Source organism: Burkholderia sp. Ac-20384, from assembly GCF_017104605.1.
Lineage (GTDB): Bacteria > Pseudomonadota > Gammaproteobacteria > Burkholderiales > Burkholderiaceae > Burkholderia > Burkholderia lata.
The window spans coordinates 1-14,438 of the sequence record NZ_JAAGPE010000242.1 but is presented as its reverse complement, the minus strand read 5'-3'; the positions used below and the strand labels follow the sequence as shown (position 1 = coordinate 14,438).

General features: G+C 66.1%; 15 protein-coding genes, 1 tRNA gene, 2 pseudogenes and 1 riboswitch. Of the genes and pseudogenes, 9 read left to right on the top strand and 9 right to left on the bottom strand.

All coding sequences use genetic code 11. The features are described 5' to 3' along the window. Positions 1-152 precede the first annotated feature (152 nt). The 8 genes and pseudogenes from G3O00_RS31435 to G3O00_RS31400 all read left to right on the top strand — a co-directional run. Positions 153-521, top strand: a pseudogene (locus tag G3O00_RS31435) (AraC family transcriptional regulator); the annotation flags it as partial. Positions 522-623: 102 nt separating this feature from the next. Next, on the top strand, positions 624-1,067 hold the full coding sequence (gene yiaA / locus G3O00_RS31430; RefSeq protein WP_206145328.1) for an inner membrane protein YiaA: 444 nt from the start codon (positions 624-626) through the stop codon (positions 1,065-1,067). A 139-nt stretch (positions 1,068-1,206) separates the two neighbouring features. Continuing rightward, entirely contained in the window at positions 1,207-2,271 is a 1,065-nt protein-coding gene (locus G3O00_RS31425; RefSeq protein ID WP_174931039.1) for a glycosyltransferase family 2 protein, read from the top strand. A 65-nt stretch (positions 2,272-2,336) separates the two neighbouring features. Further along, the gene (locus G3O00_RS31420) at positions 2,337-3,356 is read left to right on the top strand and encodes a hypothetical protein (RefSeq protein ID WP_241025421.1); all 1,020 of its coding nucleotides are present in this window, start codon (positions 2,337-2,339) and stop codon (positions 3,354-3,356) included. Further along, a complete protein-coding gene (locus G3O00_RS31415) occupies positions 3,353-4,102 on the top strand; it encodes a hypothetical protein (RefSeq protein ID WP_206145326.1) in 750 nt (249 codons plus the stop codon). The genes G3O00_RS31420 and G3O00_RS31415 overlap by 4 nt, the downstream gene beginning before the upstream one ends. Further along, positions 4,099-5,256, top strand: a complete 1,158-nt coding sequence (locus tag G3O00_RS31410) for a hypothetical protein (protein ID WP_206145325.1) — start codon at positions 4,099-4,101, stop codon at positions 5,254-5,256. Before G3O00_RS31415 ends, G3O00_RS31410 begins: the two co-directional genes overlap by 4 nt. After that, positions 5,253-5,870: a phosphatase PAP2 family protein gene (locus G3O00_RS31405; protein ID WP_206145324.1), complete on the top strand. Its 618-nt coding sequence runs from the start codon at positions 5,253-5,255 to the stop codon at positions 5,868-5,870. Before G3O00_RS31410 ends, G3O00_RS31405 begins: the two co-directional genes overlap by 4 nt. Continuing rightward, positions 5,867-6,814, top strand: coding sequence for a fatty acid desaturase family protein (locus tag G3O00_RS31400; RefSeq protein WP_206145323.1), 948 nt, complete (start codon positions 5,867-5,869; stop codon positions 6,812-6,814). The genes G3O00_RS31405 and G3O00_RS31400 overlap by 4 nt, the downstream gene beginning before the upstream one ends. A 158-nt stretch (positions 6,815-6,972) precedes the next feature. Here the strand turns inward: G3O00_RS31400 and G3O00_RS31395 are convergent. From G3O00_RS31395 to G3O00_RS31355, 9 genes are all read right to left on the bottom strand, one after another. Further along, positions 6,973-7,049 (bottom strand) — tRNA-Lys (locus G3O00_RS31395). Between the two features lie 113 nt (positions 7,050-7,162). Further along, positions 7,163-7,912, bottom strand: a complete 750-nt coding sequence (gene ybgF / locus G3O00_RS31390) for a tol-pal system protein YbgF (protein ID WP_011351071.1) — start codon at positions 7,910-7,912, stop codon at positions 7,163-7,165. Between the two features lie 19 nt (positions 7,913-7,931). Next, positions 7,932-8,444 carry a peptidoglycan-associated lipoprotein Pal gene (gene pal / locus G3O00_RS31385; protein ID WP_206145322.1) on the bottom strand — a complete coding sequence of 171 codons (513 nt, stop codon included), beginning with the start codon at positions 8,442-8,444 and terminating at the stop codon, positions 7,932-7,934. Between the two features lie 17 nt (positions 8,445-8,461). Further along, positions 8,462-9,757 carry a Tol-Pal system beta propeller repeat protein TolB gene (tolB, locus tag G3O00_RS31380; RefSeq protein WP_011351073.1) on the bottom strand — a complete coding sequence of 432 codons (1,296 nt, stop codon included), beginning with the start codon at positions 9,755-9,757 and terminating at the stop codon, positions 8,462-8,464. A gap of 109 nt (positions 9,758-9,866) precedes the next feature. Then, complete coding sequence (gene tolA, locus G3O00_RS31375; protein WP_206145321.1) at positions 9,867-10,922, bottom strand: cell envelope integrity protein TolA; 1,056 nt, start codon at positions 10,920-10,922, stop codon at positions 9,867-9,869. Then, the gene (gene tolR / locus G3O00_RS31370; protein WP_011351075.1) at positions 10,919-11,368 is read right to left on the bottom strand and encodes a protein TolR; all 450 of its coding nucleotides are present in this window, start codon (positions 11,366-11,368) and stop codon (positions 10,919-10,921) included. Before tolR ends, tolA begins: the two co-directional genes overlap by 4 nt. Before the next feature lie 10 nt (positions 11,369-11,378). Then, positions 11,379-12,056 (bottom strand): protein TolQ, encoded by a 678-nt coding sequence (gene tolQ / locus G3O00_RS31365; RefSeq protein ID WP_041492749.1) that lies wholly within the window; start codon positions 12,054-12,056, stop codon positions 11,379-11,381. A 131-nt stretch (positions 12,057-12,187) separates the two neighbouring features. After that, on the bottom strand, positions 12,188-12,673 hold the full coding sequence (ybgC, locus tag G3O00_RS31360) for a tol-pal system-associated acyl-CoA thioesterase (protein ID WP_206145320.1): 486 nt from the start codon (positions 12,671-12,673) through the stop codon (positions 12,188-12,190). 104 nt (positions 12,674-12,777) lie between these two features. Next, entirely contained in the window at positions 12,778-13,524 is a 747-nt protein-coding gene (locus G3O00_RS31355; RefSeq protein ID WP_011351078.1) for an SDR family NAD(P)-dependent oxidoreductase, read from the bottom strand. 180 nt (positions 13,525-13,704) lie between these two features. Then, positions 13,705-13,805, top strand: a riboswitch (ZMP/ZTP riboswitch). 137 nt (positions 13,806-13,942) lie between these two features. Between G3O00_RS31355 and glyA the strand changes: the two are divergent. Beyond that, positions 13,943-14,438: pseudogene (gene glyA / locus G3O00_RS31350) on the top strand (serine hydroxymethyltransferase); the annotation flags it as partial.

The following is a 14,438-nucleotide window of genomic DNA, read 5'->3' as shown; positions in this document are numbered from 1 at the left end:
GCTCAGCGTATCATGTGAGTGTGGATGTATTTCAGTGAGTGTTACATTGTAGAGCTAGTTTTTCATGTATGTTTTTGTTTTTAATTGTCGCGCGACACCCGAGATCTACACAGTCTCTCACACTCTTCCCCAACCCCACGCTCTTCCGACCTGGTCGCGGTGCGCGCGTGCCCTCCGGCTGGCTGGCGCTGGCGGCCGACACGCGGCTCGGCCCGTCGGTCCAGGCCGTGCTGCAGGCGCCGGAGAAGCCGTGGACGGTCGAGTCGCTCGGCGACGCCTCCGCGATGTCGCGCGCGACGTACGCGCGGCATTTCCGCGAGCGGGCCGGGATGAGCGTCGGCGCGTTCGTCGCGCAGATCCGGATGATGCACGCGTGCGCGCTGCTGCAGGACACGCAGCGCGGGCAGGCGGAGATCGGCCAGGCGGTCGGTTACCAGTCCGAGGCCGCCTTCGGCAAGGCGTTTCGCGCGGTGCTCGGCACGACGCCGGGGCGCTGGCGGCGGGCGCAGCGCGAATTGTAAGACTGCAAGCGCGGCGTCTTGCCGCGCGCCAAAGCTGCTACCATGCGCGAAACGCAGTTCAACGAAAACGATTTCGAACAAGAAGAAAGAGAGGGCAAAGCAATGAACCAGACCACCATCCAGCAGCCGTCGTTCGCGTTCGTGGCCGCGTCGTGGGCCGCGCTGCTCGCCGGTTTCGCGGCATTCCTGATCGGTCTCTGGAACGCCGGCATGCAGCTCAACGAGAAGGGCTACTACTTCACCGTGCTGGTGTTCGGTCTCTATGCGGCAATCTCGCTGCAGAAAAGCGTCCGCGACCGCGCGGAAGGCATTTACGTCACCGGCATCTACTACGGCCTCAGCTGGATCGCGCTGCTGCTGTCGATCGCGCTGCTGGTCGTCGGCCTCTTCAACGCAACACTGCAACTGAGCGAGAAGGGCTTCTACGCGATGTCGTTCGTGCTCGCGCTGTTCGGCTCGGTCGCCGTGCAGAAGAACACGCGCGACCTGCAGAACGCGAAGCCGCGCTATACCGACGCCGAATCGGCGCCGTCCGTCCAGGAGTGACGGCACGCGAAGCGGGCGCCCTCCAGGCCGCCCGTTTTGCGACGACGGTCGCGGGCGACCCGCATTCGCCGATGCGCCGCGGGCGCTCCGCCCATTCGTTTCATCCATGCCGGTGTGCATGACGATGGAGATATTCCGGATGCCAGACTTCACAGAAACCACGCGGCACACCCGCGCGGCTGCCCGTGCCGTGGCGGCGCAGGCCGCGCTCGTGCTGGAGACGAACAACCTGCGCGGCGGCGCGGGGCTCGCGCAGGCCGTCGACAGCCTGAAGCGCCTCGTATCGGCGCTGTCGAAGCAGACCGTGCCGCCCACGGCACTGGCACAATGGATCATCACGCACGACGGCCTGCCGGCCGAAGCGTGCGCGGAGATCGCTGCGCTGGCCGGCCGCCCGATCGACTTCGTCGAGATCGGTGCGAGCACCGGCTACTACGATGCGAAGAACGACGGGTTCGATCGCGTCGACGCGGCCCGCTGCGACATCGTCGTGTTCGGCGATGCCGATTGCCGGCCGGCCGACGACTGGCTCGAGCACCTGCTCGCACCGTTCGCGCGCGAAGCCGGCGATGCGCCCGTCGCGGTGGCGGGGCGCACCAGCTATGCGCCGAACGTACTCGGCATCGCGCTGACGTCGATCGATTTCATGTATTTTCCGAGCCCGCTGCGCGACGGCGCGACGCGCAACTTCTACGCGAACAACGTCGCGTTCCGGCGCGAGGTGTTCGCGCAATTTCGCTATGAGCCGCTCGACGGCGTCTATCGCGCGCATTGCCAGGTGATGGGGCTGCGGATGCAAGCAGCCGGCGTGGCTGTCGAGTTCGCACCGGCCGCGCATACCGAACATCGGCTGCCGGATACGCAACGCGAATCGCTGAAGCTGCGCTGGATGCGCGGCGAGGATAGCGTCGGCCTGACACCGTATCTCGTGAACGCGTACCTGCCGCGCGGCTGGCAGTGGCTCGGCCGCAGCGGCCCGCTCGGCCCGTTCTGCGTGATGGCGATGCGGCTCGGCTACAGCCTGCGCGCGCTGAATCGCCAGCAGTTGCCGCCGCTTGGCGCCGTCCGCTATCTCGCGGCCATCGGCGTCACGATCGCGGCGTCCGCCGTCGATACGCTCGGCGCACTCGCGCGTGGTTTCGGTCTCGCCGGGCGTGCATCGGCCCGGCGCGATCTCGAAGCGCTGTCCTATCACCGTCATTGAACCGGCGCCGCGCGTCGTGCGCGGCCATGACACGCCGACACCCTGCATCCATCCCGACAACGACCATGTCCTCTCTCGCCACCCGTGTTGCCTGCCTCGCCCTGTTTGCCGCCAGCGCCGGTGCCCATGCCGCGCCGGTCGATCATGCGGGGCGCGGAATCTATCACTTCGCATCGCAAAGCGGTTGCCCGTTCGCAAACGCGGCCTCCGCGGATTGCAATCGCGTCGCGCTCGATGCGCCGGACGTTCACGCGAGCATCGATACCGATGCGCACGCGATCGTCTTCTCGAGCGATGCGGCGCGCGGCACGAAGGACGTGCTCGGCGACGTGCTCCTGCAAGGCACGGGCGTCGACGGCGACGGCCGGCGCGTGCCGCTGAGCGTGCACGTGCTGCTGCGTCGCGACGGCGCGAAATGGGACCGCGACGTGTACGTCCATGCGCCCGTGCACGGCACGTTCACCGAGGTCCGGATCGATCCGTATCGCGTGCGCGTGAAGGAGGGGGAGGGCGAGCGCGACCTGCTCACGCCGGACGAAACGCTGGCGCTGTTCGCGCATCCGTCGCTTGCATCGCGGCTCGCGCGGCATCTCGTGAAAGTGAGTGCGACCGATCCGAAGCAGCCGTCCGCGGACGACATCACGATCGCGCTCGGCGTCGGCGGCCTGACGAAGTCGGTCGCGCGTGCGAGCTTTACGTCGAACGCGCCGCACGATGCCGACGTCGATCGCACACTCGCATCCGGCACGTGGACGATTCGTTTCGATGCACTGAGCAATCACATTCCGGTGTGGGTCGCCCAGCGCGAGTTGTTCCTGTTCGGCCTCGACGGCAGCGCGCTCGTGAAGGACATGCGTGCGCGCGGCTTCAGGAAGAACGACCGGATCGAGTTCGGCGCACGTGACGGCAACGGCTATCTGCGCGTGAACGGCCGCGAGGAAGCATTTGCGGGTGCGACCGCATCCGCGCATGCGTTCATGCAGGAAAGCTTCATCGGCCTGATCCTCGGATGGCGTCGCGATCCGGCCGCCGCCGCTGCGGCGTCCGCGACGAAATCCGCGTCCGTCCGGGGTGTGCTGGCATGACCGCGGCTGGCGACCTGCCGGCGTCGCCGCATGCGGCGCACGATGCGCGCTTCGACTGTCTCGATGCGCCCGTGCCGCGCGGGGCGGCGCGGGTGCGCGCGTACCTCGTCGATCGCATCAAGCGGGCGGCGATCCGGCAGCTTCATCGCAGCACACATGGCGAGCGCTGGGTGCTGCGCATGTACCTGATCGGCGAGGAAGCGACCGAGTGCGCGTTGCACGAGGACTGGACCGGGCAGCCGCCGGACTGGCTTGCGCCGCGGATCGAGCAGCATCTCGCGGACGAACGTCGCCATGCGGCCGCGTTTACCGATGCGCTGCGCGAACGCGGCGTCGCGCCGTCGACTGTGCCGCATGAGCCCGACTGGCTGAGCCGGCGCAAGATCATGCGCTGGCGCCGGCTCGCGCGGCGCCATGCGCCGCAGTTCGCGCAAGGCATGCTCGTGCCGGCCTATGCGACGGGTCTGTGCGCGGAGCAGATGGCGATGCGCGTGCTTGCACGTCACTGCGAAACGATCGGCGATGCACATCCGTTGTACCCGCTGCTCGCGCGCGTGCTTGCCGACGAGACGCGGCATGTGAGGCTCTGCTCGGACACACTGCGTCGTCTCGTTGCGCCGTCCGAGGCCGTGCCTCTCGCTGCGTTGCTCGCCGAGATCCGCGCGATCGAAGCCGGGTTTGGCGTGACGGGCGCGCTGGCGATGGTTGCGGCGGGCTGGTTCCAGTCGCTTCGTCCGCGCGCATGATGCCGCGTATCGTCTATCTCGCGACGGCCGACGCACGCGGGCACCTGATGCGCGCGCAACTGCTCGTGCACGCGCTGCGTGCGGCCGGCGCGCAGGTCGACGTGCTGACGACGTCCGATGCGGGGCAGGCGTTCCTGGCTGCGTTCGACATCGACGCGGCCGTGCTGTCCCGTCACTACGCGGTGCAGTTCGACGAACGGCAGAACATGCTGCGCGACGCGACCGATCGGAATGTCGCGCACTACGTGTTCAGGCCGACGCGCATGCTGCGCGACATCGTGCGACTGCGTGCGATCGTCCGCGATGCCGATCTCGTGATCAACGACTCGTTTCATCCAGCGCTGCTGTTCATGGGTGCGATGCCGGGCTGGCGGCGCCGCGTCGTTCATGTATATGGCGGAAGCCTGCGCCGCGCGTTGACCGCGAATTTCGATGCGCGGCTGCCGCGCGCACTGGCGCGCGCTTTTGCGCGGATCGTCGACTGGCAGATCGATTCGGCGCGATGCTGCATCGAGCACGATTTTGCGTACGATGCCGCCGATGAAGTCCGGCGATCGTGCACGCATTACCGGCTGCCGACACCGGTGCCGATCGTCGCCGAGCGGCCGGCTTCGGAACCGGCTTCAGCAGCCGTCTATCTGAACCCGCACTTCCGTGATATCGCGCTCGCCGATGCGTTGTCGGCCGGCATGCGCGACGCAGGGCTCGCCACACACCGTGTGGGGGAGGGCTATGCCGGGCACGATGGCTGGGCCGGTGTCGACGCCGACTGGGTGACGCGCGCCGCCCATGCACCGCTGATCGTGTCGGCACCCGGTATGGCTGCGCTGTCGATCGCTCGCGTATATCGACGCCCGATCCTGCTCGTGCAGTCCGATCAGCCCGAGCAGGCGAGCAACGCCGAGCGCGCCGCGCGGCTGCAACTCGTGCATCGCGTCGTCACGTGGCGCGGCGACGCGGCCGCGTTCCGACGGGAAGTCGGGCAGGCTGCAGCCGAACTGATGCGCCATCCTGGTACGCAGGCAGGAACGATCGCCGGCCGCGAGCAGGCGCGTGCGCGCGTCGACGCATGGACGTCGCGCCTTCTCGCGCTGCGTCCGCGTGCGCAGGCGGCCAATACGGATCCGCAATGCGAGGCGCCGGCGCCACGATGAATTCGCTGTCGTTTCGTGACGATCGCCGGCCCGATATCCGGCAGATGCTGGCCGCGACGTTCGGCATGGCAGCCGGTCTCGCGATCTTCTTTCTGCTGGAGCGCAGTGTCACGCCGCGCTATGTGTTTGCCACGTCGATCGATGCGCGGATTCCGTTCATCGCGTGGTCGTGGTTCGTCTATGTCGGTTTCTTTCCGTTCGTGATCGCGCTTGCCGCGTATGCGCGACCGATCGCGTTCGCCGCGTTCAAGGAGGCCGTGCTGATCGCGTTCGTGCTCGGTGTCGTGTGCTTCCTGCTGTTTCCGGAAGCCGTGCCGCGGCCCGACGTCGCGGATATCGGCAACGCGTTCGTGCGCCACCGTCTCGCGCGCATGTGGCAGCTCGATCTCGCGGCCAACGGTTTTCCAAGCCTGCATGTCGCGGTGACGTGTCTTGCCTGCCGGATGCTGGCGGACCGGCGACGGCTCGTGACAGTGGCGGTCGGCCTGCTGATCTGCACGTCGACGCTGACGCTCAAGCAGCATACGGTGGCCGATGTGCTGGGCGGCGTGGCGCTCGCGATGGTCAGTGCGCTGTGGGTCGAGCGGCGTGCGCTGCGCGGGAGGCTCGCGTGACGGATGCCCATGATCACCATGCAGGACCGAATGCGGAGCTTGCGCGGTTCGTGCCCGATCCCGCGTTGTTTCGCGTGAGCGCGTCGCGCGTCGGCGTGGCGCTGGCGGGCGACTGGCTGATGATTACCGCCGCGTTCGCGGTTGCGATCGCGTTTCCGCATCCGCTCGTGTACGCGTTGGCCGCGATCGTGATCGCGCGCAGCCAGCTTGCGCTCGCGGTCATGATGCACGAAGGCGCGCACGGGTTGCTGGCGCGGAACCGGCGTGTCAACGACGCGCTGGGCCAACTGTTCGCGGCCGGCCCGCTGTGGCTGTCGCTGCGTACGTATCGTGCAGGCCATCTGAAGCACCATCGCGCACCGATGGAGGCGGACGATCCCGTCGCGCTGCTGTTCGGCGTGCATGACTATCCGGTGACGCGCGGGCGGCTGATCGGCCGCCTGTTCGCGTACGCATGCGGGATCGGCTACGTGACGAGTGTCGTGAGGCTCGCACGCGGCGAGTTTGCGCATGCGCTGCCGAAAGTCGGGAAGTCGCGTGCGTATGCCGCGTGGGAAGTTGCGTCGATGCTGGCCGGCAACGGTGTGCTGTTCGGCGCGCTCGCATGGGCCGGACATCCGCTGCTGTACGTGACGTTGTGGATCGTGCCGTCCGTCACGCTGCTGCCGCTCGCCGGGCAGGTGCGCGCGATCTTCGAACATGCGGGGCTACCGGCGTGTGCCGACCAGAGCCGCAACGCGCGGACGATCGTCCGGCGTTCGTGGCAGACGTTCCTGTTCGGCCCGCACGCGATTCATTTTCATATCGAACATCACCTGTTCGCGCGGATGCCGTTCCACAACCTGCCGGTCGTGCATTGGCAGCTCGCGCAGCGGCGGTTGCTGCCTGACGGCAATCTGTACGCGGGATATGGTGGCGTGCTGCGCGACGTGAGCGTGCGCTGATGCGCGGGCGGGGTATTGCGTGCCATGTCCGGTAGCGGAGTCGGGAGGATGCGGCTGGGTGGGTTGCGGACATCACCGGGATGCCGCGGCGACACGGATGCGACAGACGCAAAAAAGCCTCCGCTTGGGAGGCTTAAATTTGCACTATCAAAGATAGTTGGTAGGGTGGGAGGGACTCGAACCCTCGACTCTCTGATTAAAAGTCAGATACTCTAACCAACTGAGTTACCACCCCACGTTCTTGAAACCTGTTCTGTTGGTTCGTTGCTTCAACAACTTGACAAGCGACCCAAAGAGCAAAAGATTATAGCGACGGATTGTCAGGCTGTCAACAACCCGCCGCGATAATTATTTGATCGTCTCGAGCTTGCCTTGCGCCGTCTGCGCTGCGTTCGACCCGGCATACTGCGAAACAACCTGCTCGAACGTCTTCTTCGCGGCCGCCTTCTGGCCTTGCTCGAGCTGGTTCGTGCCGATTGCCACGAGGGCGTCGGCTGCGCGCGGGTGCTGCGGGAACTTGCTGACGATCCCTTGCCACGTTGCAGTCGAACCGCGGTAGTCGCGCAGCGCGTATTGCGCGTTACCGTACCAGTACTGCGCGGTCGGCTGGTAGGGGCTCTGCGGATACTTCGCGATGAACGCGCGGAACGAAGCCGCCGCCGCCTTGAAGTTGCCGTTGCGGAACTGCTGCTGCGCCGCACTGAGCGCATCCGTTTCACCCGGCTGCACAGTGCCTTCGACACCATCGATCGTCGCCTGCTGCGGCTCGAACTTCTTGAGCCGCGTGTCGAGATCCTGGTAGTACTCCTTCTGCTGCCGCTCGAGCGTCGTCAGCCGGTTCGTCAGGTCCTCGTTCTCGCCGCGCAGCGTCGCGACCTGCTGGTTCAGCTGGTCGAGACGGCCGGATTGATCGAGGATCGTACGCTGGGCGGCCGACAACTGGCTCGCCAGGTTGTCGGTTTTGCTGCGCAGATCGAGCACGGCGCGGCGCGCTTCGTTGTCGTCGAACACGCCGGCGTGCGCCGGCGCGGCCGACCACGCCGCGCCGGCGACGCAGAATGCTGCGGCAACGCGCAGCAGGGATACACGGTGCGTCATACGGCGATTCTTCCGTTACTTACTGTTGGTAGACGAGGTCGGCGCGACGGTTCTGCGCCCACGATGCTTCGTCGTGACCCGATGCCTGCGGCTTTTCCTTGCCGAGGCTCACGGCTTCCATTTGCGAATCGTTCACGCCGAGCAGTGCCATCGCACGACGGACAGCTTCCGCACGCTTCTGGCCCAGCGCGAGGTTGTACTCGCTCGTGCCGCGTTCGTCGGTGTTGCCTTGGATCAGCACGTGGCGCTGCGGGTGGCTCTTCAGGTACTGAGCGTGCAGCTGCATCAGCGGCTGGTACTCGTCCTTCACCGAATAGCTGTCGAAGTCGAAGTAGATGCTGCGCTTCGCGAGCGGGCTGTTCGGGTCGTTCAGCGGATCGACGTTCACTTGCGCGACGTTGTCGGCGCTCGGTTGCGTGCTGACTGCACCCGCGTTGTTTGCCTTGTCATCGAGCTTCACGCCCGACTTGCACGCTGCGAGCGCGCTGATCATCATCACGGCCAGGGCCAGACGAGCTTTATTCGACATCATGTTTACTCTCCTTGTGGTCATTGCATGAAGGGCCCCCACGACGGCTCACGTACGGAGCCGCCCTGGACGGACAGGATTTGCGGCGGCGCGCTGCCGTCCGAGGGCACTGCTGCCAGAACATTGCGACCACCCGACTGGGTAGCGTACAGAAGGTACTGGCCGTTTGCCGCGAAGCTCGGCGATTCGTCGCGATTCGTATTGGTGATGGCGTTCGCCGCGCCAGACTGCAGATCCTGAACGTACAGCTTGAAGCCCCCGCCCGTGCGGGAGATGTAAGCAAGCAGCTTGCCGTCCGGGCTGATGCGCGGACTCGTGTTGTAGCTGCCGGTGAAAGTCACGCGCTGCGCAGCACCGGCGCTTTCGCCCTGTGCGGGCATCCGGTAGATCTGCGGCGCGCCACCGCGATCGCTCGTGAAGTAGATCCAGTGGCCATCCGGCGAGTAGAACGGCTCGGTGTCGATCGAGCTGCTCTGCGTGAGGCGGCGCAGGCCGCCGCCGGTCGAGTTGACCGTATAGATCTGCGTATTGCCCGTCAGCGACAGCGCGACGGCCAGCGTGTTGCTGTCCGGCGACCACGCCGGTGCGCTGTTGTTGCCCTTCTGGTCGGAGACGATGTAGCGACGGCCGGTCGGCAGGTCGTGGATGTAGACGATCGGCTTCTTGCGCTCGAACGACACGTACGCGACCTTCGTGCCGCTCGGCGACCAGGACGGCGAGATGATCGGCTCGGTGCTCGACAGCGCGATACGCGCGTTCTGGCCGTCCGAATCCGAAATCTGCAGCTGGTAGCGGTTACCGGTCTTGATCACGTACGACAGGCGCGTGGCGAACACGCCGCGCACGCCGAGCAGCTTCTGGTAGATGTAGTCGGCGATCTTGTGGCCGGCCGTGCGCAGCGTGGTGTCGGTGGCCGTCAGCGACAGGCCGCCGAGGCTTTGCTGCTTCACGGTGTCGTACAGGATGAAGTTGACCTTGTACTGGCCGTTCGCCTCGCGGTTCACGCTGCCGGCGACGAACGCATTCGCGCCCTTGGCCTTCCATGCGCCGAGATCGACCGATGCGGACTCCGGCACGGGGGTGCTGCCGGCGTCGATGTTGGTGAATTTGCCGCTGCGGGCGAGGTCGGCGCGCACGATCGACGTGACCTGCTGCGGCAGGTTCGCCTCGTTCGCGAAATTCGCGGTGGCGATGGGGAACTGGGTCGACCCGACACCGGTGATCAGCACGTTGACCTGGGCGTTAGCGGCGCTGCCCGCCGTAATCAGACACGAGGCCACGAGTGCCCTGAAACCTAGCTTTGTCATCAAACTCATGCTTGTTGCTTCCCGTATGGCTTGGATCGCTGCGCAACGGCAGAGACAGTAAAAATACCCGATTCGTTCCCGTCCGACAGCGACGCCCGGAGTGTAAGCGCATTTCCTTTCACTCCGCTGCCTTGAAGGTAATCGTAATGTCCGACGGGGTACGACCGTTAGAATCGGGCGGCAACGGGACCGATGCGTGGATTGCATTGACCACGGCTTGATCCCACCCCGAATTCCCGCTGGAGCGGGAAACCGATGCGCTCAATACGTCACCGGACGGCGTGCACCGAATCTTGACGACGGTGGTCAGGCCTGCTCGCTCGCCGCCCCAAACGATGTTCGGTTTGACGCGGCGGCGCACCTTGTCGGCATAGCCGGGCGTGGCGGCATTGCCGCCGGAGCCCGTGCCCGTGCCACTTTTCGCGAGGCCTTCGCCGCCGCCTTCACCGGCGCCGGACAGGCCCTGCATCTGTGCCAGGCGTGCGCTGCGCTCGCGGTCGAGCTTGGCGTTCGCTGCCGCATTGGCCTTCGCGCGCGCCGTGGCTTCGGCCTTCGCCTTGGCCTGGGCTTCCGCCTTTGCCTTCGCGGCCGCGTCGGCCTTCGCCTTCGCTGCCTGCTGCGCTTCGAGCTGCGCCTGTTTCTGCTGCTGAAGTTTCTGCTGTTCGAGCTTTTGCTGCTCGGCGAGCTGCTGTTGCTTGAGCTTGTCGGCCTGCTTCTGCTTGTCGCGTTCCGCGGCCTTCTGTGCGGCGAGTGCGGCTGCCTGCTGCGCCGCGAGCTGCGCGCGCCGGGCTTCCTCTTCCTGCTGGGCCTTCAGTTGCTGCGCGCGGCGCTGCTGCTCGAGCAGCGCTTCACGCGCGGCCGCTTCCTGCTGCCGCTTCTTCTGCTGCAGCGCGATGTCGGCCTGCTCGTCGCGCACCGGGGGAGCGGGCGGCGCGACCTTCACGGGCGGTGCGGGTGTGACAACGGGCCGCGGCGCGGGGACATCGGGCACCTCGGTCCACAGCTCGGCTTCGGCGCCGGCCGGCGTGCTGTTCTGCCACTGCACGCCGTGATAGAGAAACAGCGCGAGCAGCACGTGCATCAGCGCGGCGAGCGCGAATGCGCGCCAGGTGCCGCGCTCGCGGGGAGGCTGAGGCGGGTAGGCGGAGCTGCGCGTGGATTGCTGCCGGTTCATTGCGATTTGACGAGGAGGCCGACGCGCTTGACGCCGCGCGCCTTCAGATCGGACATCACGGTCATGACGGCATCGTACTGCACGGTCTTGTCGGCCGCGATCACGACCGGCTGGTCCGGATGGTCAGCCTGCCGGGCGACGATGAAGCTGTCGAGCTCGGCCTTCGTCATCGTGTCTTCCTGGGTCGCGCCCGAGTCGCCCTTGTACTTGACGCTCATGGTGCGGTCGGCCTTGATGTTGACGACGACGGGCGGCGTCTGCTCCTGCGGCGCGGCGTTGCCGACGGTCGGCAGGTTGATGATCGACGGGGCGACGAGCGGTGCGGTGACCATGAAGATCACGAGCAGCACCAGCATCACGTCGATGTACGGCACGACGTTGATGTCGGCCATTGCGCGGCGCGAGCGGCCGCCGCGCATGCTGGAACGGATGGGACTTCCTGCCATGGCGCGCTCCTTACTGGGCCTGACGCTGCAGGATGTTCGAGAACTCTTCGATGAAGGTCTCGAAACGGATCGCGAGGCGGTCGATGTCGTGCGCGTAGCGGTTGTACGCGACCACCGCCGGAATCGCGGCGAACAGGCCGATCGCGGTGGCGACGAGCGCCTCGGCGATGCCCGGTGCGACGTTCGCGAGCGTGGCTTGCTGCACGTTCGCGAGGCCGCGGAACGAGTTCATGATCCCCCAGACCGTGCCGAACAGACCGATGTACGGGCTGACCGAGCCGACCGATGCGAGGAACGCGAGGTTCGCTTCGAGCACGTCCATTTCACGCTGGAACGACGCGCGCATCGCGCGGCGTGCACCGTCGAGCACGAGGCCCGGATCGCTGATGCGTTTTTCCTTCGCTTTCAGGAATTCGCGCATGCCCGATTCGAAGATGCGCTCGAGCGCGCCGATCGTGTGGCGGTTGTTGGCTGCGCTCTGGTACAGCGCCTGCAGGTCGCCGCCCGACCAGAAATCCTTCTCGAAGCGTTCGGTCTGCACGCGTGCGCGGCGGATCGCAAACCACTTGCGGAAGATGAAGGTCCACGACATCAGCGACAGCAGCAACAGCAGCCCCATCACGGCCTGGGCCAGCACGCTCGCGTTGAGGACGAGGGAAATGATCGACAGGTCTTGAGAAGTGTTCATAGAGGTTTGAGTAACGTCCCTTCGGGGGCGCCCGGTATGCGTGTGGCGCGGCGCGCCGGCCATGCCTGACGCCGAACCTTGCTTAGTATCGAATCAGAAAGGCAAGTTCATAGGCTTTGTCTAAACGGGGCTCATGCGAGCTTCGTTGACAGTGCAGTCTGCCCGTCGTCGATGACGGGCCCGCGCTGCAGCGCGTCGAGCACGGCCGGCGGGATGGCCGCGGGCCGGATGCCGGTACGGTCGACGCAGCCGAGACGGATGTGTCCGGCCACGAGCAGCGTGTTTCCGCACCAGGCTTCCTGCGTGAATTCCACCGATGCGCGGCCGATGCGCCCGGGCCGGCTCGTGATCGCCAGTGTGTCGTCGAGTCGCGCCGGTGCGCGGTAGTCGAGCGACGTGCTGCGGACGACGAAGATCGCGTCGGTGTCGTCGGCGAGCTGACGCTGGTCGATGCCGCAAGCGCGCAGCCACTCGGTGCGGGCGCGTTCGAAGAACTTCAGGTAGTTGGCATAGAAGACGATGCCGCCTGCGTCGGTATCCTCGTAGTACACGCGCACCGGCCAGATGAAGCCGGAGGGCGCTTCCGGGGAGCGGGTAGGCTGGGTCATGGCGCGCATTCTACCGGAAGGCAGGAGCCTGATTCGTAACCGATTCGTAACGGAATGTAGTATGCCGTAGCACACTGCGGGCCGGCCCGGAAGGGGGCCGGGCCCGCGTGGCTTCAGCCGCGGTGGACGGTCGGGCCGCCCGGGGCTTGCGCGATCGGCATCAGCTCGATCGTGTTGACGTTCACATGCGCCGGACGCGTCGCGATCCAGTAGATCGTGTCGGCGATGTCCTCGGGCATCAGCGGCTGGACATTGTTGTAGACGTTCGCCGCTTTGGCGTCGTCGCCGCGATAGCGGATGTTCGAGAATTCGGTGCCGCCGCACAGGCCAGGCTCGATGTCGGTGACGCGCAGCGGCGTGCCGAGCAGGTCGGCGCGCAGGTTCAGGCTGAATTGTCTGACGAAAGCCTTGGTCGCGCCGTAGACATTGCCGCCTGCATAAGGGTACGAACCCGCGACCGAGCCGATATTGAAGACGTGACCGCGGCCGCGATCGATCATGCCGGGCAGCAGCGCGTGCGTGACCGTGACGAGGCCCGTGCAGTTCGTGTCGATCATCGTGTGCCATTCGTCGAGGCTGGCCTTTTGGGCCGGCTCGACGCCGAGCGCGAGGCCGGCGTTGTTGACGAGCACGTCGAGTGCCGCGAATTCGGCGGGAAGGGCGGCCGGCACGGCCTCGACGGCCGCGCGATCGCGGACGTCGAGCTCGAGCGGCAGAAGGGAATCGCCGAGTTCGGCGGCGAGCGCATCGAGGCGATCCTTGCGGCGCGCGGTCGCGACGACGCGGTGGCCTCCCTTGACGAAGGCACGGGCGATGGCGGCGCCGAAGCCGGCGGACGCGCCTGTGACGAACACGATCATTGCTGCTCCTGGTCGATAACAAAATAGCGAGTGGTATCCCGCAAGCCTACTGAGATTGCCGCACCGCGGCAAGGCGGCAAAGCGTTCCCGTACGGGCGCGTAGAGTCTGGCCCCAATTGCTTTCGGCGCACCGCCGTGCGGTTGCCTATTCATGACGCATCCAATACACTAACGCGCTCATCACCCCCGCGTGACTGGCGATAGAACCCTTCGGGTTCAAGGTGGAGCATCCCACCGTGAAGCGCGGGGCGCCGTTTTTGCCGTTCGCCTGGGCAGCCGTTGTGCGCCGTCGCGTGCATCGCCGGTGGCTGTCCCGCCTCGCGTCATACGGATTCTTCCGCCACGTCGAGCTGGTCCCGCCAGCAGCGCACCGTACTCGGCCGCTCCGGTCAACCTGTACACACTTAACGGAAACCGTATGTTTGACAGAGCCCAAAGCACCATTGCGAACGTCGATCCCGAAATCTTTGCCGCGATCGAGCAGGAAAACCGCCGCCAGGAAGATCACATCGAGCTGATCGCGTCGGAAAACTACACGAGCCCGGCCGTGATGGCTGCGCAGGGTTCGCAACTCACGAACAAGTACGCGGAAGGGTATCCGGGCAAGCGCTACTACGGCGGCTGCGAATACGTGGACGTCGTTGAGCAGCTGGCGATCGACCGCGTGAAGCAGCTGTTCGGCGCGGAAGCGGCGAACGTGCAGCCGAACTCGGGTTCGCAGGCGAACCAGGGCGTGTTCTTCGCGATGCTCAAGCCGGGCGACACGATCATGGGCATGAGCCTTGCGCACGGCGGCCACCTGACGCACGGCTCGCCCGTGAACATGTCGGGCAAGTGGTTCAACGTGGTGAGCTACGGCCTGAACGAAAACGAAGACATCGACTACGAAGCGGCCGAGAAGCTCGCGCAGGAAC